20 protein-coding genes are annotated in these 19,894 nt (G+C 69.3%); 8 read left to right on the forward strand and 12 right to left on the reverse strand.

Going from position 1 to position 19,894, the window contains the following annotated elements:
• Nucleotides 1-102: 102 nt before the first annotated feature.
• From E0H92_RS08260 to E0H92_RS08270, 3 genes are read left to right on the forward strand one after another with little or no spacing between them, the layout of a single operon-like run.
• On the forward strand, nucleotides 103-327 hold the full coding sequence (locus E0H92_RS08260) for a hypothetical protein (RefSeq protein ID WP_131465942.1): 225 nt from the start codon (nucleotides 103-105) through the stop codon (nucleotides 325-327).
• Nucleotides 327-815 carry a Clp protease N-terminal domain-containing protein gene (locus E0H92_RS08265; RefSeq protein WP_131495846.1) on the forward strand — a complete coding sequence of 163 codons (489 nt, stop codon included), beginning with the start codon at nucleotides 327-329 and terminating at the stop codon, nucleotides 813-815. The genes E0H92_RS08260 and E0H92_RS08265 overlap by 1 nt, the downstream gene beginning before the upstream one ends.
• Nucleotides 815-1,426 carry a DUF998 domain-containing protein gene (locus tag E0H92_RS08270; RefSeq protein WP_131495847.1) on the forward strand — a complete coding sequence of 204 codons (612 nt, stop codon included), beginning with the start codon at nucleotides 815-817 and terminating at the stop codon, nucleotides 1,424-1,426. The genes E0H92_RS08265 and E0H92_RS08270 overlap by 1 nt, the downstream gene beginning before the upstream one ends.
• Here the strand turns inward: E0H92_RS08270 and E0H92_RS08275 are convergent.
• The 6 genes from E0H92_RS08275 to E0H92_RS08300 all read right to left on the reverse strand — a co-directional run bounded on the left by E0H92_RS08275 (nucleotide 1,423) and on the right by E0H92_RS08300 (nucleotide 5,557).
• Nucleotides 1,423-2,928: a multicopper oxidase family protein gene (locus tag E0H92_RS08275; RefSeq protein WP_131495848.1), complete on the reverse strand. Its 1,506-nt coding sequence runs from the start codon at nucleotides 2,926-2,928 to the stop codon at nucleotides 1,423-1,425. The genes E0H92_RS08270 and E0H92_RS08275 overlap by 4 nt on opposite strands.
• Entirely contained in the window at nucleotides 2,928-3,359 is a 432-nt protein-coding gene (locus tag E0H92_RS08280) for a hypothetical protein (protein ID WP_238173345.1), read from the reverse strand. The genes E0H92_RS08275 and E0H92_RS08280 overlap by 1 nt, the downstream gene beginning before the upstream one ends.
• Nucleotides 3,356-3,721: a hypothetical protein gene (locus tag E0H92_RS08285; RefSeq protein ID WP_131495849.1), complete on the reverse strand. Its 366-nt coding sequence runs from the start codon at nucleotides 3,719-3,721 to the stop codon at nucleotides 3,356-3,358. The genes E0H92_RS08280 and E0H92_RS08285 overlap by 4 nt, the downstream gene beginning before the upstream one ends.
• A gap of 58 nt (nucleotides 3,722-3,779) precedes the next feature.
• Nucleotides 3,780-4,124, reverse strand: coding sequence for a hypothetical protein (locus E0H92_RS08290; RefSeq protein WP_131465950.1), 345 nt, complete (start codon nucleotides 4,122-4,124; stop codon nucleotides 3,780-3,782).
• Between the two features lie 108 nt (nucleotides 4,125-4,232).
• Nucleotides 4,233-4,445: a hypothetical protein gene (locus E0H92_RS08295; protein WP_131465952.1), complete on the reverse strand. Its 213-nt coding sequence runs from the start codon at nucleotides 4,443-4,445 to the stop codon at nucleotides 4,233-4,235.
• Between the two features lie 74 nt (nucleotides 4,446-4,519).
• Nucleotides 4,520-5,557 (reverse strand): LacI family DNA-binding transcriptional regulator, encoded by a 1,038-nt coding sequence (locus tag E0H92_RS08300; RefSeq protein ID WP_131465954.1) that lies wholly within the window; start codon nucleotides 5,555-5,557, stop codon nucleotides 4,520-4,522.
• Between the two features lie 100 nt (nucleotides 5,558-5,657).
• On the opposite strand from E0H92_RS08300, the gene E0H92_RS08305 reads away from it, so the two are divergent.
• On the forward strand, nucleotides 5,658-6,362 hold the full coding sequence (locus tag E0H92_RS08305; RefSeq protein ID WP_131286193.1) for a copper homeostasis protein CutC: 705 nt from the start codon (nucleotides 5,658-5,660) through the stop codon (nucleotides 6,360-6,362).
• A complete protein-coding gene (locus tag E0H92_RS08310) occupies nucleotides 6,359-6,625 on the forward strand; it encodes a DUF4031 domain-containing protein (protein ID WP_131465956.1) in 267 nt (88 codons plus the stop codon). Before E0H92_RS08305 ends, E0H92_RS08310 begins: the two co-directional genes overlap by 4 nt.
• Before the next feature lie 13 nt (nucleotides 6,626-6,638).
• Here the strand turns inward: E0H92_RS08310 and tuf are convergent, their stop codons facing one another.
• From tuf to E0H92_RS08330, 4 genes are all read right to left on the reverse strand, one after another.
• Nucleotides 6,639-7,826 carry an elongation factor Tu gene (tuf, locus tag E0H92_RS08315; RefSeq protein WP_131495850.1) on the reverse strand — a complete coding sequence of 396 codons (1,188 nt, stop codon included), beginning with the start codon at nucleotides 7,824-7,826 and terminating at the stop codon, nucleotides 6,639-6,641.
• A gap of 276 nt (nucleotides 7,827-8,102) precedes the next feature.
• Nucleotides 8,103-10,484 carry an outer membrane protein assembly factor BamB family protein gene (locus E0H92_RS08320; protein WP_131495851.1) on the reverse strand — a complete coding sequence of 794 codons (2,382 nt, stop codon included), beginning with the start codon at nucleotides 10,482-10,484 and terminating at the stop codon, nucleotides 8,103-8,105.
• 205 nt (nucleotides 10,485-10,689) lie between these two features.
• Nucleotides 10,690-12,936: an outer membrane protein assembly factor BamB family protein gene (locus tag E0H92_RS08325; RefSeq protein WP_131465959.1), complete on the reverse strand. Its 2,247-nt coding sequence runs from the start codon at nucleotides 12,934-12,936 to the stop codon at nucleotides 10,690-10,692.
• A gap of 55 nt (nucleotides 12,937-12,991) precedes the next feature.
• Nucleotides 12,992-13,303 (reverse strand): ArsR/SmtB family transcription factor, encoded by a 312-nt coding sequence (locus tag E0H92_RS08330; protein ID WP_131286188.1) that lies wholly within the window; start codon nucleotides 13,301-13,303, stop codon nucleotides 12,992-12,994.
• 92 nt (nucleotides 13,304-13,395) lie between these two features.
• Here E0H92_RS08330 and E0H92_RS08335 point away from each other — a divergent pair, with 92 nt between their 5' ends.
• Genes E0H92_RS08335 through E0H92_RS44075 form a run of 3 tightly spaced genes read left to right on the forward strand, consistent with a single transcriptional unit; the run spans nucleotide 13,396 to nucleotide 17,031 of the window.
• A complete protein-coding gene (locus E0H92_RS08335) occupies nucleotides 13,396-14,586 on the forward strand; it encodes an MFS transporter (RefSeq protein ID WP_131495852.1) in 1,191 nt (396 codons plus the stop codon).
• Between the two features lie 31 nt (nucleotides 14,587-14,617).
• Entirely contained in the window at nucleotides 14,618-15,616 is a 999-nt protein-coding gene (locus E0H92_RS08340; RefSeq protein ID WP_131495853.1) for a hypothetical protein, read from the forward strand.
• Complete coding sequence (locus E0H92_RS44075) at nucleotides 15,613-17,031, forward strand: hypothetical protein (RefSeq protein WP_131465965.1); 1,419 nt, start codon at nucleotides 15,613-15,615, stop codon at nucleotides 17,029-17,031. The genes E0H92_RS08340 and E0H92_RS44075 overlap by 4 nt, the downstream gene beginning before the upstream one ends.
• On the opposite strand, the gene E0H92_RS08350 is transcribed toward E0H92_RS44075, so the two are convergent.
• Both E0H92_RS08350 and E0H92_RS08355 read right to left on the reverse strand, forming a co-directional pair.
• Nucleotides 17,017-19,026, reverse strand: coding sequence for a HelD family protein (locus tag E0H92_RS08350; protein WP_131495855.1), 2,010 nt, complete (start codon nucleotides 19,024-19,026; stop codon nucleotides 17,017-17,019). The genes E0H92_RS44075 and E0H92_RS08350 overlap by 15 nt on opposite strands.
• A 40-nt stretch (nucleotides 19,027-19,066) precedes the next feature.
• Entirely contained in the window at nucleotides 19,067-19,837 is a 771-nt protein-coding gene (locus tag E0H92_RS08355; RefSeq protein ID WP_131495856.1) for a phosphatase PAP2 family protein, read from the reverse strand.
• Between the last annotated feature and the right edge of the window lie 57 nt (nucleotides 19,838-19,894).

A 19,894-nucleotide genomic window follows, 5' to 3' on the forward strand; every position in this document is an offset into this window, starting at 1 on the left:
CAACCGATGTGTTGAATATAGGCAGGAGCAACCCAGGTCGTCAACCCGTCGGTTTTAGCAACTTGGGTTGACACGACGAGGTTGTCAACCTAAGTTGCTTAGATGACCGAGTTGGTGGATCCCGAGGACCCCGCGGCCGGGCTGGCCGCGGTGGTGGCGCTGCGCCGGCTGGCCGACCGGCTGGAGGACAGCCAGGTGGAGCGGGCGATGCGGGCCGGCTGGAGTTGGTCCGAGGTCGCCGAAGTGCTGGGGGTCACTCGGCAGGCCGTGCACAAGAAACACGCCCGGCGGCTGGTCGCCGCCGGAGTTGCCCTGAGGAGGCGCTGATGCCGGACCACAAGGACGTGCGCGCGATCCTGGTACGCGCGGCGCGCGCCGAAGCTCGCCGGGACGGCTCCCGGACGGTCGAGGCCGAGCACGTGCTGCTCGCCGTCGCCGCGCTCGAGGACTCGGCCGCCGCGCGGCTGCTGGCCGACGCCGGGCTGACCGAGAGCGCGATCCGGACCGCGCTGAACCGTGAATGGGAACAGAGTTTGGCCGTGGCCGGGATCGCCGTCCGGATGGGACTGTTGCCCGAGGCAACGCCGGACCGGGCCCGCGATCCACAGATCGGCGAGTCGACCAAGCTCATGCTCCGCCGTGCGTTGGACGCCCCGCCGAAGCTCGGTGGCGGCCGCTTCGGCCCGATGCGCATCCTGGTCGGCCTGCTCGACACCGACCGCGGCCGAGTGGCCCGCACTCTCCAGGCCGCCGGAGTGGATCGCGCAGCCCTGCGCACCAAAGCCGCCGAGGCCCTGGCCGCCGGCACCCGCTGATGGCCGCCCATCGGACACTACTCAAGTGCGGACTCGTTGTCGGTCCGCTCTTCGTGGTCGTCTTCCTGCTGGAGGGCGTCTTCAAGGGCTCCGGGTACAACGCACTTCGCCACCCGGTCAGCTCACTGGCGCTCGGACCGGGCGGGTGGGTGCAGGTCGTCAACTTCCTCGTCGTCGGAGCACTGACAGTCGCGTTCGCGGCCGGCGTCTGGCGATCCGGGTTCCGCGCGGGCGCCGTACTGATCGCCGTCTGGGGTGTCGGGTTGATCGGCGCCGGCCTGTTCCGGACCGACCCGGTGAGCGGCTTCCCCATCGGTACGTCGCCGACCGTGGACTACACCACCTTGGGCGCCCTCCACGACGGCTTCTCGCTACCTGCCTTCGTCTGCATCGCCGCGGTGCAAGTAGTCCTGTCCCGCGGCGGCCGTACCTGGTTCTGGTATTCGTTGGCTAGCGCAACGGTATTCCTGACGTGCTTCGTCCTCGCCAGCGCGGGCTTCAACCAGACGGCCGGTCTCGTCGAGGTCGGTGGTCTGTTCCAGCGTCTCGCCGTGACGATCGGCTGGGTGTGGCTGGCGGCACTCGCGGTGCGGCTCCTCCGCCGTACCTAGATCGTCTCGAAGGCCGCCATCATCGCCATGTCCTCGTGTTCGAGGTTGTGGCAGTGGATCAGGTACTTGCCCTTGTGGGCGGTGAACTTGACCAAGACCTCGACCACCTCGGCGGGGCGGATGTCGACGGTGTCCTTCCAGCCGTGGTCGTACGCCGACAGCTTGCTGCTCCCGCCCCGGGTCAGGACCTGGAACGGCGCGAGGTGGACGTGCACCGGGTGGTGTACGTCGGTGACGAACGACCAGACCTCGTACTGATCCAGCTTCACCTGCGCCTGCATCACCGCGGGATCGAATGCCTTCCCGTTGATCGTCCAGCCCCGGTGGCCTCCGGCGTCACCGCGCCGGAACCGCCATTCCCGCCGTACGACACCGCTCGGCCTTGGAGTCACGGCGTACGACGAGAGCGTCGCCGGGATGCTCGTGTCGTCGGCGGCCTTGCGGGCGATCTTGAAGCGCAGTACGCCGGCGTTCTTGTCGAGCTTGTTGACGACCGTGACCTCGTCGCCGGGCTGGTACTGCGAGAAGTCCACGACCACGTCGAACCGCTCGGCCGGCGCGATCACCAGCGTCTTGTGCTCGACCGGCTGGTCGAGGAGTCCGCCGTCACTGCCGATCTGCACGAAGGTCGCCGGACCCTTGTCGAACGCGAGCTCGTACCGACGGGCGTTGCTGGCGTTGAGAATGCGGAAGCGGTACCGGACCGCGTCCACCTCGTGCACCGGCCACGGTGCGCCGTTCACCAGCGTCACGTCGGCGACGACACCTTCCATGTACGCCGATTCGACACCGGGACCGTCCTTCGCGGCGGGGTACAGGAACGACCCGTCCGCGTCGAACGCACGGTCCGCGATCACGAGCGGGATCTCCCGATCGCCCTTCGGTAGCGGGAGGTTCTCCTCCTCCTCGTCCCGGATGATGTGCAGGCCGAACAGTCCGCGATACACCTGTGGTGCGGTGTAGTCCATGGTGTGATCGTGGTACCAGAGGGTCGCGGCACGCTGCGTGTTCGGGTACGTGTACGTGCGCTTGCCCATGGTCATGTCGCCGCCGGACATGTGGTGGCCGGCGTGTTGTCCGTTCGCGGGCATGATGAGGTCGAGCGGCCAGCCGTCACTCGGGCTGGGCGTGTGGCCTCCGTGCAGGTGGACCACGGTCGACACGTCGAGCTCGTTCACCTGCTCGACCACAGTGGTGCGTCCGCTGCGTACGTCGAACGTGGGGCCGGGGAGCAGGCCGTCGTACCCCATGACCTCCGTCTTGAGGCCGGGGAGGATCTCCAGGCTCGCCTTGCGCTGGACGACCTGGTAGTAGTCGGCCTTCGCATCGGAGCGGGTCGGCTTCTTGACCGGTGGTATCGGCAGCGGCACCTGGAAAGGTGTGGGCAGTTTCGCCTTGCTGCGCAGGAGTTCTCCGGCCTGTGCGGGCTTGGCCTCTGCGCCACAACCGGCCACGGTCGCAACGGCGCCGGCGGCCAGGAACCCGCGGCGGGACAGCTTCATTATTTCGCCTCCCGGCGGTTCAGGCGTGCGGTGCGGCGGAACGACCAGACCGTCATCCAGCAGACGGTGCCGACGATCGCGGTCCCGAGCGGGACGTGTACGGCGAAGTTCTGCAGGTAACCGAAGGTGAGCTGGACGAACTCGGCGACGACGAGGATCGGGGAGACCAGCGCCGGCCAGATCCGTCCGCGACCGACGAGGGTGTAGCAGGCGGCCGCGACGGTCTGGAGGAGCGCGATCATCCAGATGGTGCCGCCGACGGTGCTGTGCACGTTGGTCATCGCGTCGACGTTGCCGGACAGGAAGTAGCCCGCCGCGATCGGCTGTGCGATCACGAACGCGGCGTGCAGAACCAGCGTGATCCGCAGGACGTGCAGGCTGACGCGCGGCCGACGTACCTTGGCCGCCGGCTGCGGCTCGAGGGTGATCATGCGGCGACCACCTGTCGCTTGTTGACCCAGAACGCGAAGACGACGGTGGCGGTGACGAGCGCGATGCCCAGCGGGACGTGGATCGCCAACTGGCGGCTGTACCCCATGGCGATCTGCACGACCTCACCCGCGAGGATCAGCAGACTCGCCGCGGGCGCCGTCCAGCGGCCGCCGGTCCGCCACCAGATCGTTGCCAGCAGCAACTGGGCGAGTCCGAGGAAGGCCAGGGCCAGCCCGATCGGTTCGTGCATCCGCACGCCGCCGGGGGAGCCGTCGAGATAGACCCCGGCGGCCACCGGCTGCAGGCAGATCGCCAGCGCATGGACCCCGGCCGTCAGCCGGAGCACGTTGAGGACCTTCATGTAGACAGACAATAGTAGTCTGGCTACATGTAGAGCAATCAGGTATTACCCGGAGGGGTCAGGTGAGGTGCCCCAGGGGTGCGACGGAGATGCCGGCGCGTTCGCAGACCCACTGCGGGTCGGGGCCGAGCTCCGGCTCGATGCGGAGCTCGTGGTCGTGCAGGTCGTCGCAGGCAGTGCAGCGCGGCCAGCGGACCCCGGAGTCGACCAGGCGGTCCTGCACGTCCTGCGCGACCAGGCCGGCGATGTGTTCGGCGCCGTCCGGCCACTGGTCCAGCCACCACTGACGACCGGCGACGGCGTCCTCCAGCAAGGACACCATCACCGCGTCGTCGAAGCCCCGCGCGGCGAGGTCGTGCAACACCATCGCCCGCGCGCTCAACAACACCCCTGGCTCATCCATCGCCCTTCAGAGTGCCAGACGCGTCCGACAAATCCACGCCGCGAGCTCTTTGGGCCCCCACCAACCAGATTTCCGTCGCGGATTTGGTTGGCGGGGGCTCAAAGTGGGTCAGTTGACGGTGCAGGTGGGGTCGATGCGGTTGGCGAGGCGGAGTTCGCGTTCGGCGGCGGTGCGCAGTACGGCGCTCAAGCGCGCGCGGACTGCGAACGTACGGCGCGGGGCGGGCTCGTCGTACGGCTGCTGGGGAGCGTTCGGGAGCGCCGACTGAGCGAGGGCGCTGGCGTTCTCGACGGCGGTGTTGCCGGCAATGAAGTGCATCATGATTCTGCTCCCTCCTGAGAGCGTGATTGATCGGCCCGGGAACCGGGTGGTTCCAGGGAGGTTGTGTGGAGTTGTCAGTGCTTCGGCGCCGGTCCGCTGCTCGAGCGGACGATCAGCTGCGTCGGCATCAGTAGCTGGCGTTCGGTCGTGGCCGGGTCGAGCAGGATGCGGCCGACCGCACGTCCTTTGTCCTTGATCGGCTGCCGGACCGTCGTCAGCCCGGCCGTCAGTGCGGCAGGAATGTCGTCGAAGCCGGCCAGCGTCAGATCGCGACCGGGGGTCAGCCCCCGGACCTTCATCGCCTCCAATGCGCCGAGCGCCTGGACGTCGCTCAGTCCGACGATCGCCGTCGGCCGGTCCTGCGAGTCGAGGACGAACTCGGCGCCCTTCAGTCCGGACGCGAACGCGTTGTGCCCGCCGGAGACGATCCGCAGCCGGGCGTCCGGCATCGCCTTCTGCAGGCCCTGGATCCGCAGCTCGCAGTCGGTGTACCCGACCTCGTCGAGCGTCAGCTCCACCGGCCGCCCGCCGGCTGCCTGTGCGTTGTCGACCAGTACGACGACCTCGCGGTGACCGAGCCGGGCCAGGTGCTCGCCCAGCTGCGCGGCCGCCTCGACCTCGTCGATCGCCACCCAGGACAGGTCCGGGTGATCGCCCCGATCGGTCGACACCGCGGGGATCCCGCGGTTGGCGAGGATCTCGAGCGCCGGATGGCCGCCCGGCACGCAGAAGATCGCCGCCGCGTCGATCGCGGCCTGCTGGACGGCGTTGCTGCCGCCGGCGATGTCCGTGGAACTGAGCGGCATCAGCAGCAGGCTGGTCGCGAACTCCTCGGCGACCTCCGCGAGGCCGGCCAGGAAGCCGACCGCGTACGGGTCCGAGAAGGCGTAGGCCAGTTTGTCCGTGAAGAGCACCCCGACCGCGCCGGCCTTCCCGCTGCGCAGGGCGCGCGCGGAGGCGTCCGGTCCGGCGTACCCGAGCTCCTGGGCGGTGGCCAGGATCCGCTCGCGCAGTGCGGTGGAGAGCTGATCGGGCTTGTTGTAGGCGTTCGAGACGGTCGACGGCGACACGCCCACGGCCTTCGCCACGGTCTTGAGTGTCACGCCCGGCATCTCGATCACCTCATCTGTATCGTTCTTCTAAATCGTTCTAGAAAAACGATACAGAAGACGCTGCGGGAGTGCAACCGCAATATGGGAGATGATGGCGCGCATGGGTTCGTTGCTGGAGATCATCGCGCTGCACCCGGCGGACGCGGAGGCGGCACAGGAGGGCGGGGCGGACCGGCTGGAGCTGTGCGCCTCGATGGAGGCGGACGGGTTGTGCCCGTCGGTGTCGACCGTCAGCGCGATCCGGCGGGTCACCGACCTGCCGTTGCGGGTGATGCTGCGCCTGGAGAACTCGTTCACCGCGACCGGCGCCGACCTGAACCGGCTGACCGCGATGGCACAGTCGTTCCTGTCCGCGGGGGCGGACGGCTTCGTGCTCGGGTTCCTGACCCCGGACAACCAGGTGGACGTCGAGTCGGTGTCCGCGCTGGTCAGCACGTTCGCGGGTACACCGTGGACGTTCCACCGCGCGATCGACGCCGTACTCGACCAGCAACCGGCCTGGCGTGCCCTGCGCACCCTGCCCGGTCTGGACTGCGTACTGACGGCCGGCTCGTCCATCGGGGTCAGCCACGGTCTGGACGACCTGTGCAAGCTCGCCAAGGAGGACCCGGCGGTCGCCGGCGTGATGATGGCAGGGGGCGGTCTGCAACCCGAACACGTGCCGTGGCTGTACCAGAGCGGCGTACGGCGTTTCCACGTCGGTACGTCGGTCCGCCAGGACGGCTCGTGGACGAAGGCGTACGTGAACTCGCGGTTCGTCCGCTCCTGGCGCAACCTGCTCGACGCCCAGGACGCCCGCGAATGATCCTGATCGATCCGCCCGCCTGGCCGGCCTGGAACCGTGTCTGGTCGCACCTGGTCAGCGACGAGTCCTACGAGGAGCTGCACGCCTTCGCGAAGGCAGCGGGCATTCCGGCCCGCGGCTTCGACCGCGACCACTACGACGTACCGAGCGACCGCTACGACGACCTGATCGCCGCCGGCGCCGTACCGGTCACCAGCCGCGAACTGGTGGAGCGGCTGATCGCCGCGGGGCTCAGACACAGGAAACGGCCCTCAGCAGGCTGAGGGCCGTTCCTTACTAGTCGAGCAGTTCGGTCACTGTGCCGGCGGCGACGGTGTGGCCGCCTTCGCGGACCGCGAAGCCGAGGCCGACGTCCATCGCGATCGGCTTCTCCAGCTCCACTCCGAGCTCGATCGTGTCGCCGGGCATCACCAGGGCGATCTCACCCAGGTCGATCCCGCCGGACACGTCCGTGGTCCGGAAGTAGAACTGCGGCCGGTAGTCCGCGGCGAACGGCGTGTGCCGGCCGCCCTCGGCCGTGGACAGCGCGTGCAGGTTCGCCCGGAACTTCCGGTGCGGCCGCACACTGCCCGGCAACGCCACCACCTGGCCGCGACGGACCTCGTCGCGCTTCACGCCACGCAGCAGCACCGCCGCGTTGTCGCCCGCGTCCGCGGACTCCAGCGACTTGCCGAACGTCTCCATCCCGATCGCCGTGCTGGTGACCGTCGGGCCGAGACCTACGACCTCGACCGCGTCGCCGAGCTTCAGCGAACCGCGCTCGACCGCGCCGGTGACCACAGTTCCGCGGCCGCTGATGGTGAGCACGTTCTCGATCGGCATCAGGAACGGCTCGCCCAGCTCACGGTCCGGGACCGGCACGTAGTTGTCGACCGCGTCCAGCAGCTCGCCGATCGCGGCGGTCCACTTCGGGTCGCCTTCCAGCGCCTTCAGCCCGGACACGCGAACGACCGGTACGTCGTCGCCGGGGAAGCCGTACTCCGTGAGGAGCTCACGGACCTCCAGCTCGACCAGGTCGAGCAGCTCCGGGTCGTCGACGGTGTCCGCCTTGTTCAGCGCGACCACCAGGTACGGCACGCCTACCCGGCGCGCGAGCAGCACGTGCTCCCGCGTCTGCGGCATGGCGCCGTCCTGTGCGGACACGACCAGGATCGCGGCGTCCACCTGGGCGGCGCCGGTGATCATGTTCTTCACGTAGTCGGCGTGCCCGGGCATGTCCACGTGCGCGTAGTGCCGGGTCGCGGTCTCGTACTCGACGTGCGAGATGTTGATCGTGATCCCGCGCTGCATCTCCTCCGGGGCACGGTCGATACCGTCGAAGGCGACGAAGCGGTTCACGCTCGGGTCGCGCTCCGCGAGCACCTTGGTGATCGCGGCGGTCAGCGTCGTCTTGCCGTGGTCGACGTGACCCATCGTCCCGATGTTGAGGTGCGGCTTGGTCCGCACGAACTGGCTCTTGGCCATCAGAAAATCCTTTGTCTGTCAGAAGGTTCGGTGTGAGCCAGGACCCTCCGGCAAGCCCTCACAGCGCTGTCACCGCGTGGAGGGGGCCGGTTTCGAGCCACCCTCCTCCGCGGGTCCTGCTGTGCTGGAGGAGGGTCAGCTTCGAGTGGCTGAATCGACTGACAGTGCCCACGTGGGAGCGCCCGTCAGGCAGGTGCCTGACAGGTCGAACTCGAAAACCACGCGGAACATGCGGATCACGGTAGGTGTCAACACCATCCGCGGCAAACCAATTCCCTAGTTGAGTGCGAACAACCGGGTGCCGTCGGAGAAGATCGGGCGGGCGGCGGCCACGGTGACGGCCGGCTTGTTGCAGGTGACTTCCTCGGACTTAGCGACCGACTGCGTGTTCGGGCTGGGCAGGATCGGGCGCGGCTGGACACCGGTGGTGCCGATCATCACGGGGGAGCAGCTGCCGTTCGGCTGCGGCATCAGTGTGACCACACGTCCGTCCGGCAGCAGCCCGAAGCCGTTCCGCGGGTACTCCGGTTGCTGCAGTCGCGGCGGCACCTGCAGCAGGTGATGCCACTGCGGTGTCCCGTCAGCAGGGTTCGACGAGGACACGTCGTACGTCTGAGGCTGTCCGGGGTCGTTGCCGGTTCGGCAGGTGATCAGGACCAGCGACGCGTGCGTGGCGGCCAGCTGTGCGTCGCAGGATGAGGAGCCGAGCCGGGGTCGTGGCGTGCCCGGCACGGGGGTTGTCCACATCACGTGGCCTTCGCCGATGTCCACGGACCACTGGTAGAGCGTGCCGCCCGCGGCAGCCGTCCAGATCAGCCCGGAGACCTCACGGGTGTCCGGTACGGCGACCAGCTCGCCGACCCACGTCGACGGGTCCAGCTCCGCGCTCAGGTCGATCCGCGTACCCAGGTCGACCTCCCACCGCTGGGCGCCGGTCTTGATGTCCAGACCGCGTACGACAGCGCCGTTGCCCGCACAGGCGTCCACGACGACAGCCTGGTCGCCTACCAGCGCGCCCTGGGTCACGGTGCAGCGCACCTGCGCGCGCCAGTGGGTTGGGCTGCTCACGCCGTGCGCGACGACGTACTTGCCTTCAGCCACGAGCAGCTGGTTCGAGTCGACGGCCAGGGCGGTCCCGTCGGTGTCGACCTCGGTCAGCACCTCTCCGCTCACCGCGTTGAGTACGGCGTACGTCGGCAGCTTGATGCCCGCGGGTGCGCGGTACTCGGAGCGGGGGAGGTGCGCGACGATCGTTCGCCCGTCCGTGGACACCACCAGGCCCTTGGCGCCACTGCTGGCGGCGTCCTGTACGTCGGCCCGGGCGTAGCGCCACCGGATCTGCCCCGTGGCCGCGTCGGACATGACCACACCGTCCGACCGCAGTTCCGCGACTCCACCGGCCGTACCGGTGATGGCGCCGGTTGCCGGCACCTCACGGCTCCAGGCCAGCGTTCCGTCGAGCTGGACCGGCAGTTGGGTCGGCTGGGCGGTGGTGGTTGTGCTGACCGTGTTGGCGGTCTCCAGCCGGGCCTGTACGAAAGGCTCACCAGCCGACACCACGATCCACGCGAGCAATGCCCCACACACAGCCGTCGCGCCTACGCCGAGCCAGCGTGGAGGAGCCTGTGCGTACGGCGGTGCGAGCCGCAGCCGTCGGGCCAGCGCCAGCAACGCACCAGCCAGGACCAGTGCCACAGAAGCGAGCAGCAGGTACGGCCAGCGCTCTGACATGGCCGCGCCGGGCTGGGCGACCGGCCAGCGCCACCAGCACACGCCGATCGCGATGAGGCCGACCGCGGCGAAGACAATCGCCGGGACGGTCACGAGACGCTGCTGGGTTCGCCGGAACCACGCACAGGCCAGTGCGGCAGCCGCAGCGGTACCGGCGATCGGTGCCCAAACCGGGAAGCCGCCGATGTCGGACGGCTCGGCCGGCCATTTGGCGGCTGCTCCGAGACCGCGGCCCAGCAGGACCGAGCAGGCCACGACAGCACCGAGAGCAGCGCCGAAGTAGATGACCGGGACCAGCCCGCCGATCGGCCGGGCCGCCTTAGGGCCCAGCGACCCGACCTCCCGGGTCAGGCTCTCCCTGGCCGGTCGCTCCCACTCCTCGTGGCCGCGGGGGGTCGCGTACAACCGCGTCTCGCTCAGGCTCTGCAGGAACGACATCCGGCCGCGGGCGAAATCCCGGTCGGGGACGTGCGCGTACTCCTGCCGGATACCGGCGGCGTACTCGTCGTACCGCTCGGCCGGCAGGCTCAGGATCCGCAGGTCGGCGTCGCAGAGCACCGCACCGTTGCGGTCGTCCGCCGCGCAGTCGTGCTTCGCGGTCAGCCGGACCAGACGGCCGATCTCCTCGACCCGCTCGGCCTCGACGCCGTACGCCGCCAGCTCGAGCTCGGCCAGCTGGGCCGAGACCTCCTCGTTCTCGCCGGGGTCGGCCTGCGGATCGTAGATCGCGTCGTGGAACCAGGCCGCGAGCCGTACCGTGTCCGCGTCGTCGGCGTACTCGGCCAGTTCGTCGATGGTCTGCAGGACCTCGGTCAGGTGCTGCTGATCGTGATAGTGGCGATGTTGCTCTGCGTAACGAGCCAGCAGGTCGTCGCCCAACGGCTGCGCGTGCGGCAGCAGGCGATTCCACTGGTCGCGCAGGTCCATGGCTAAGGAGTTTGGCACCGGTAGGGATCCTCGGCCGACCGATCCGGGGTTCCCGGATCGGTCCGTGGCCAAAGCGATATCGGCTCGTCACCTGACCGCTCCGACAGGGGCGCTCCGCAACGAATTGCAGCCGTGGAATTGCGGCCTACGTCACACTCCGGCGTGGACGGGAGGGCCTTGGGTAGACGTCGGCTACGCGGAGTCACTAGCGCAGGGCGATGACCGTGTTCGGGCCGGAGGTCAGGACCAGGTTGCCGACGGCGCGCGGATCGCGGCTGCAGGAGATGCCGGTGGGGAGCTTCACCTGCCGGAATCCGGCGCGGCTGATCACGTTCGCGACGCAGCCTCCGGCGCCGCGACCCAGCGAGACGACCCGGCCGTCGGCGGTCACGGTGACCTTGGTCCGGGGGCTCACCGGCGCCAGCGTCTGCCAGGCGGTCAGGCCGGTGTTCGCGTCGACCGCGGTGACGACGGTCCGCCGGTTCTCCTGGGTGCTCGGCCCAGGGCAGTCCACGATGATCAGGTACTTCCCGGCCGCGTTCAGCAGCGTGCGGCAGGCCCAGGCCTTCGGCACGTCCCAGCGCCAGCGGATGTCGCCGGTGCGCGGCTCGATCGCGGTCAGCGCGGCAGGTACGTCGCCGTCGCCGCCGGGCTCGGCCACGACGACCAGACCGGCCACGACGACCGGGCGGCGGTAGGTGTCCGCCGAGGTCCTGGTCCAGAGCTTCTTGCCCGTCTGGACGTCCAGTGCGGTCATCTCGTCCGGACGGTCGTCGCAGGTGTGGCTGGCGAAGGTGAGCACGGTCTCGGCGGTCGCGATGGCGCCTAGCTCGGTGCAGTCGCCTGAGTCGTACGTCCAGCGCTCGTGACCGTCCGGATCGACACCGTGCAGCTTGCCGGAGCGCTCGCCGGTCAGGAGAGGCTGGGTCTGCAGGATGAAACGGTCACGCGTACGACCGGGCCATGCGGCCTTACGGCGGCCCGTGTTCGCGTCGAGCAACAGGTACCCGACGTCGGCGAACTGCGCCAGCACGTAGTCGCCGTTGCCGGTGGCCGCGATCACGGGCTTCTCGTCGGAGTCGGAGCGGCTGTAGCGCCAGCGCAGCGCACCGGTGGCCGCGTCGAGCATTTCGACCACACCGCTCGGGCGAGGGACCGCGACGCCGTACCTGGTGCCGATCGCTTCTTCGGCACCAGTGCCCGCGACGGAATCGCTCACCCACGCGACGGTGCCGTTGAGGACCGACGGGCTGGCCTTGCCGGCGTCCCGTGGTGTGCCCTCGACGCGCTCGTTGGAGCTAAGCACGTAGCTGCGAGACAGCGGCTGGACGATCAGCAGCAGGATGAGGGCGACTGCTCCCGGTACGACGACCCAGGCGAGTTGCTGACCGACGTTGCGTGCAGGGAGGTAGCGGGCTGTCCGCGTGCGGAGGAGTGAGGCTACGAGGCCAGCTGCGCCGGCAACGAGCAGCAGGACCAGTGCGGAGATCAGCAACGGGACGCGGAGGCCCACGCCGACAGCTACGTTCGTCCTCGGCGCTTGGGCCCAGGCGATGAGCAGTCCGGTCACAGCAATCGCCAGTACGGCGCCAGCGATCAGGCGGGCGCGCTGGCTGGCGCTACGGGCGCACCGGAAGAGGACCGGTGCGCTGAAGAAGGAGAGGACAGCCAGCGCGACTGTCGGCCAGCCGGCCTCGTCCTGTGCTGCTGGGGTCTGCCAGGACGCACCGGATGCGGCGATCGCGACTACCGCGGCCGCGATGGCGGTGAAGGTCGCCGTGGCAGTCAGCGCGGCTTGTTGCCACCCGCGCCATGGGGCTGGGAGTTCACTGTCCAGTCCAGCGAGCTCTGCCTCCAGGTTGACGCGGGCGACCGGGCTGAGGCGTTGCCGCGCCAGTTGCGTGCGGTACAGGTGTCCGTCGAGCAGTTCGCGGACTTCGTCGTACCGGCTCTCGAGCGCGACCTTGCGCTCGCCGGCGTCGCGTCGTACCTCGGCCGTGTGGACGACGTACCGGCTGGGGTCGGAGGCGAGGATGGCGTTGACGGCGTCCAGCAGTACGTCGCCGTTCGCGTCGCGGCGGGGTGGGGCGTAGGCGTCCGGTGGCGGCATCGCCAGGTCGGCGGTCAGACGGATCAGCCGGGCGACCTCGGCGATGCGGATCGGCGGTACGCCGTACTGCGGGAGGAGGCGCTCGGCGAGCTGGGCCGAGGCCTCGGCGTCCTCGGACGGGGTGCCGCCGGGCTCGTGGACGGCGCGGTGGAACCACGCGGCGAGCCGGACGCTGGTCGGGTCCGTGGAGAGCTGGATCAACGAGTCCAGCGCGGTCAGGACGACGCCGAGGTAGTGGTCGCGGTACGCGCGCCGGGTGCGGTCGACGTACCGCGCGACCAGCTCGTCCGCGAGCGAGGCAGACCCGGGCACCAGGTCGTCCCACCGCGCCCGGAGCTCCACCGCTTCAGTCTGCCAGCCGCACTTCTACAACCACCCACCGCAACCTTGCGGTTGGTTACTGCTTCGCCGACAGAATGCCCGTGAGCAGGCCCGGGTAGAGGGCCTCGAGGTCTTCGCGGCGCAGGATGCTGATCCGGCGGGTGCCGTCGGTGTGCGTGGACAGGACGCCCGCCTCGCGCAGGGTCTTGAGGTGGTGGGCGCGCGTGGACGCCGTCACCGGCAGCTCGATCTCGCCGCAGCAGACGCCGGCCGGGTTGTCGGCGAGCGCGCGGACGATGGTCAGCCGGACCGGCTCGCCCAGCGCCTGGAGAACCGCCTCGACGCGGATCTCGTCCCGCTCCGGCTGCGGGAGGACTTTGGTGGCCATGAGTCCATAGTACGACGCCTATCGAAGTTCGACGATGATCGTAGTACGATGATGATCGAACTACTGGAACCCACGTCTTCGAAGGGCCCTCGATGTCCGCACGGATCTACCTGCTCGGCGCCGGTGCGTTCGCGGTCGGCACCAGCGCGTACGTCGTGTCCGGTGTACTGCCCGACGTCAGCTCCGAGCTGCACGTCTCGCTGACCGCTGCCGGCCAACTGGCCACCGCGTTCTCGCTGTCGTACGCGATCGGTGCGCCGATCCTGTCCACGCTGACCGGCCGCTGGGAGCGCCGTACCCTCCTGATCGCCGCACTGGTGCTGGCCGCGCTCGGCAACCTGATCGCCGCGCTGGCCGTCAACTACCCGATCCTGATCGTCGGCCGGGTCGTGGCCGCGTTCGGCGCCGCCGTCTACACACCGGCCGCCACACTGTTCGCCACCAGTCTGATGCCACCTGAGGAACGCGGTAGAGCAGTGGCCATCGTGTTCGGTGGCCTCACGTTCGCCCTGGTGCTCGGCGTACCCGCAGGCACCCTGCTGGGCCCGACACTCGGCTACAAGGGCGTATTCGCTCTCATCACCGCTGTCGCCGTACTGGTCGCCATTGTCGAGCGCGCTGCGCTGCCGAAGGTCGACGCACCTCCTGTGGTCAGCCTGCGCGAGCGCTTCGCCGGTGTGGCCGACCGGCGCGTGCAGATCATCCTGGCGATGACTGTCCTGGCCGTCCTCGCCGCCTTCAGCGTGTACATCTACATCGTCCCGCTGCTCAAGCACACCGCCGGCCTGACCGGCAGCGTCACCGGACTGCTCCTGCTCCTGTACGGCGTGGGCGCGGTCATCGGCAACTTCCTCGGCGGCCGGATCACGGACCGCTTCGGCAGCCTCCGCACCCTGGTCGTCCTGATGGCCGGCATCACCGCCGTCCTCGCCACGCTCGACCTGACGCTGACGACCGAGGTCGGCGCCGGAGCCGCTCTGGTGGTGTGGGGCATGTTGACCTGGGCCTTCAACCCACCGATCCAGAACCTGCTGCTGGAGCTCGGTGGTGGACTGCTCATCTCGCTCAACGCGTCCGCGATCTACCTGGGTGCCGGACTGTCCGCGGTGGTCGGCGGACTGGTCATCCAGACGCTTGGCGTCGGCTACCTCCCCGTGCTGGCCTCTGCGCTCTCGCTGGTCGTACTGGGCCTCGTCTACTTGCTCTGGCGAGACCCCTCCCTGCAGCGGGTGGAGGAGCTGGAGCGGGACGAGGACATCTACGTCACGGCAACCGCTGACTGAGGAGGACCCGTAGTAGGGCAGTCTTCTGCCCATGCGTCTGCTCGCCGGTGTGCTGTTCCTCGCCACCACCCTGACGGGGTCCAACGACCCCGCCGCGGTGGTCGACGGGTGGAAGACGTCACCCGTGTACGTCGACCCGACGCAGCGGTCCCTGGTACCGGACAAGGACGCGGCCGCACTGGCTGAACGAGTGAGCGGGCACGACCCGGCGATTCGCATCGCGGTCGTGCCCGCCACGGCGTTAGGCCCCGGCGACAAGAGCACAGCGGCCCACACGTACGTCGACCAGGTGGTGGACCGGCAGAAGGCTGACGGCATCTACCTCGTCGTGTTCGGCGGGGCAATCGCCTGGGGGAGCGCGGTCGGGGTCGACGCCCCGATCGCGGACATCCTGACGAGCGAACTGGACAAGCACAGCCGCTCCGACCCGGTCGGCATGCTCAACGGGGTGCTGGACCAACTCGACGTACCCAAGGCATCCAAGGGCGCACCCGGGTGGCTGTGGCCGTTGCTGATCGTCGTGGTGGTGGTTCTAGCGGCCGGTCTGCTCCTGTGGAGGAGACGGTCGCGCAAGGACGAAGGCCCCGCGCTCTACCGTCCGTCGTACGAGGTCCTGCCCGACGAAGTGGACACGCTGGACGAACGGCGGGCCGCCGCGCGGGAGGACGTCACGCGGTTCGGCGAGGAACTGGATGCCGCGGACGTGCGTCTGGACGGCATGGACACGGCAGCGGATGTGCAGGCGGCGATGGATGCGTACGCCGACGCCGGGCGCGTGGTCGACGGGGCACCCGACGACGACAAGCTGCGCGCAGTGCGGTCCACGGTCGAGTACGGGCGCTGGCGGCTGGCCTGTGCGCAGGCGCTCGTCGCTGGTACGACCGCGCCGCCGAGACGTGCCACCTGCTTCTTCGACCCCGGCCACGGCATCTCCGTGACGGACTGGATGTACACGCCACCTGGCGGGCGGCCCCGGGAGGTCCCGGTCTGCAACGCCTGCCGTGAGCGGCTCTCGGGAGGAGCACGATGAAACGTCTGCTCGGCGCGCTCGCCGTCGTCACACTGTGGGTCCTGCCCGCGCCACTGGCGCACGCGGCCGGCGACCCTGATGCGTACATGAACACCGTGGCCGGTCACCTCGGCGACGCCGGTGTCTGGGTCGATCCGGACGTGAAGGAGCTCAGCCCCAGCGAGACCGCTCAGCTCGACGCGGCCGCGAAGAGCGCCGGCGCCCCGATCCGGATCGCGGTGATCCCGGTGGAGAAGATCAGCAAGTCCGAGAGCAGGTACTACTCGCAGCCCGCCTGGGAAGGCGAGGAGATCGCGGACCAGCTGTACGACCGCGTCGGCGTCGAGGGCGTGTACGCCGTACTGGTCGACGCCTCGTCGTCGTCCAACGGCCGCGGGCTGCACGCGGTCCAGCGGGCCGACCACGGGCCGACGTACTTCGTCGGCGACGCGGTGGACCAGGCGGTCGACTGCTGTGCGCCGAACTACGAGACGATGCTCGAGCGGTTCATCCAGCGCGCCCAGGTCGTGAACAAGCCGTTCTACGTCGACGCCGCGCCGTACGCCGGTGGCGTGGCCGGGATCATCGGGCTCTGGGTCACCGTGACCGGGCTGGGTGCCCGGCGCGCGCGGCGGCAGGACGAGAAGGCCCACCTGAAGGTCGCGCAGCCGCTGCTCAACGAGGAGATCATCGCGCTCTCCCAGCAGGTCTCCGCGCTGCCGACGGTGTCCGACCCGCAGCAGTCGAAGCTGTCCAAGGACGTCCTCGACACCGTCGAGAAGGCACGGCACCGGCTCGATCAGGCCAAGGGCGACAAGGACATCGAGGCAGTGACGACACTGCTCGGTTCGGCCCGCTACGGTCTCCGCTGCCTGGACGCGGTGCGTGCGGGCGAGCCGATCCCCGAACCCACGGCACCCTGTTTCTTCGACCCGCGGCACGGTCCGAGCGTCGCCGAGGTGCAGTGGAAGCCCGAGGAGGGCACTGCGCGCAACGTGGACGTCTGCGCGGCCTGCAAGCAGCGTGACGAGGCCGGCGAGCAGCCCCAGATCCGGATGGTGAAGGGCTGGCAGATCGAGCGACCGTACTGGGAGCACGCGGAGGACCTCGCGGCGTACGTCGACGGGTACTGGTCGCAGGGCGACGGCCGCGTGTGGTGGTTCCCGGACTCCGACTTCCGCCGTCGTGGCGAGGAGATGCGGTCGCGTTGGCGGTCCCGTCGACCAGGTGCGCGCTTCGGCCGGTTCAGGTCGAACGTCGGCAGCTCTGTCGGTGACTGGGCCGCCGCGTCGAGCAGCGGCTCGGACGACGACGGTGGGAGCAGCTGGTACAGCGGCAGTTCGCGGCGTTCGAGTTGGTCGTCGCGGACGCGCTCCAGCGGTGGCGGGTCGTCCCGGCGCTCGTCACGCCGGTCCGGCGGGTCACGAGGCTTCTAGGACCTCAGGCAGGTCCTCACTGTGCAGAACAACCAGTGAGGTGACGGCACGAGTCAGACAGACGTAGAGGCGACGGAGCCCGGTCCGCTCATCGGCTTCACCGGAGACGATGCCGGCCGGCTCTACCAGCACCACGTGGTCGAACTCGAGACCTTTGGCGAGCGACGCCGGTACGACGTCCAGGTGCGCGTCCACGTCGTCTTCGTCGCCCAGGACCGAGAAAGCGATGCCCTGCAAGGCTTTTCGGGTTGCGGGGACCAGTGCGTCCGGGACGATCAGGCCGATCGAGCCGAGGCGTTCCGACACCTCATGGACCGCTGCCACCGCAGCAGCCAAGCTGTCCGGTACGCGAGTGATGGTCAGCTCACCGCGCGCTCGTCGTACCGCTGTCGGCGGCTTGAGATGCGGTGCGATCGTCGGAAGCAGGCGGGCGGCGTACTCGATCACCTGACCGGGGACGCGGAAGCCGGCGGTCAGCTCCTCGGTGTGGGCGCTCGTCTTGCCCAGGTGCTTCAGGGCCTCGTCCCACGACGGTGTGGCCCACGGTGTCGTGCCCTGCGCGATGTCGCCGAGCACAGTCATCGAGCCGGTCGAGCACCGTCGGCCGACCGCACGCAGCTGCATCGCGGAGAGATCCTGCGCCTCGTCCAGCACCACGTGGCCGAGTGACGGCGTACGGTCGACCAGGTCGGCGATCTCGTCGATCAGAGTGGCGTCGGCAACGGACCACTTCGCCGCACCGGGTGACCGCGGCACCTTCTCCCAGAGCAGCAGAGCCTGCTCCTCCGCGGTGAGGATGCCGTCCGCGTACTCCGCGAGAAGCTCCGGGTCGGTGAAGAGGCGGAACAGCAGCTTCGCCGGGTCCACAGCCGGCCAGAGCGCGTCGGCGTACTGCTTCACCGGGCGGCTGCGTGCGACCGAGTCCTGCACACGGTCGTCGGGGGAGTCACCGGCCGCCTCCATGCGCAGCAGTACGGCGTGGGCCAGGCGCTGCGGCAGCATCGCGCGGCCGGCGCCGTACCGGATGCCACGGCTGCGCAGCTCGGTGACGAGCTCCTCGGCCTGGTACGCCGCGACTCGCCAGCGATGCGCTCCGCGGGGTACGACGAGCGACTCTTCCGGCAGCTTGACGTGCGACCAGACGGCCCGGTGCAGTACGTCGGCCATCCGGGCGTCGCCCTTGAGTACGTCGACCGGCGCCGGACCCGGACCGGCCACCTTCACGCGGGCGACCAGCTCCTCGACGGTGGTCTGCTTCGCCTCGATCTCGCCCAGTGCGGGCAGGACGTCCCCGATGTACCGCAGGAAGCTCGCGTTCGGACCTACGACGAGCACACCGGCCCGGCTGAGCTGGTCCCGGTACGCATAGAGCAGGTACGCCGCCCTGTGCAGCCCGACCGCGGTCTTTCCGGTACCAGGCGCGCCCTGTACGCAAATGGTGTCGTCGACGCCGGCCCGGACGATCACGTCCTGCTCCGGCTGGATGGTGGCCACGATGTCGCGCATCGGGCCGGAACGGGGGCGCTCGATCTCCGCGTCCAGGATGTCGCTGTGCTGCTCGTCCTGGCCGCTCGCGGTCAGGTCCTCGTCCTCGAACGCGGTCATCTCGCCGTGCGTGAAGCCGAACCGCCGACGGACCCCGACACCCATCGGCTCGGTCTTGCTGGCACGGTAGAACGGCACCGAGATGTCCGCCCGCCAGTCCACCACCAGCGGCTCGCCCAGCGCGTCGTTCACATGCCGGCGGCCGATGTGGAACGTCTCGTCGGTCGGCTCGAGGTAGTCCAGCCGCCCGAAGAACAGCGGTACGTCCGGGTCGTCCTCCAGCTCCTTCATCCGCCGGAAGATGGCGGCCTGCAGGTACTCCTGGTTGACCCGGTCCGCGCTGTGGATCTCCAGCGCGCCGGTCTTCTCCCGCATCAGCGCCAGCGCCGCCCGGGAGGTCTTCAGGTAGTCCTTCTCGGCCTGGAGAGTGTCGGACGTATCTGAGGGCATGCTGAAACCTCCGGCGAGCAGTGGGGGGAGCCCAGCCACGTTACTTGAGCACTCTGCGCGGTGGTACTGAATTACGGGTCCGTGGCCTGTCGGCGTGCAGACCGGGCCGGAGCAGCAGAGGCAGGCTGACGGCCAGCAGGACCAGAGCGACGATGCCGTCCAGCCAGTAGTGATTGGCGGTCACCACGACGACGCCGAACGTGATGATCGGGTGCAGCAGCCACAGCCACCGCCAGCGCGACCGGGTGATCAGGATCATCGACAGCGCGATCAGGGCCGCCCACCCGACGTGCAGGCTCGGCATCGCGGCGAACTGGTTCACCGCGCCGCCGGTGTGGTCGGGGCCGTACACGGACTGGCCAAAGAGCAGGCCGGTGTCGACGAAGCCCGGCATCATCCGCGGCGGTGCCAGCGGGAACGCGATGTGGCCGATCAGCGCCAGTCCGGTGAGCGACACCATCGTCCACCGGACATGTGAGTACGCCTTCGGCCGCCAGATGCTCAGCCAGAGCAGTACGGCGGCCGTCAGCGGAGCGTGCACGCTGGCGTAGTACAGGTTGGCGCCCTTGATCAGGTGCGGGAACTGCAGGGCCCAGTGCTGGACCGCTGCCTCGTTCGGCAGGTGCAGCCAGTTCTGCAGCGACAGCACCTCGTGTGCGTGGTCGAACGCCGAACCGGTGTGTCTCGCCGCGATCTGACGGCCGGCGCTGTAGACGAGGAACAGCGTCGCCAGCAGGATCGCTTCCCGAACCACCCTCCAGAAGACCTGTGCCCGGCCTTCCCCCACCCGTTCCGCAGCCGCTATCCCCATACCGTTCGACGGTACTCGCCGAACCCACAGGGTTTGCCCAGGCGCGACCCTGAAGTT

It is taken from the genome of Kribbella speibonae, from assembly GCF_004331375.1.
Classification (GTDB): Bacteria; Actinomycetota; Actinomycetes; order Propionibacteriales; family Kribbellaceae; genus Kribbella; species Kribbella sindirgiensis.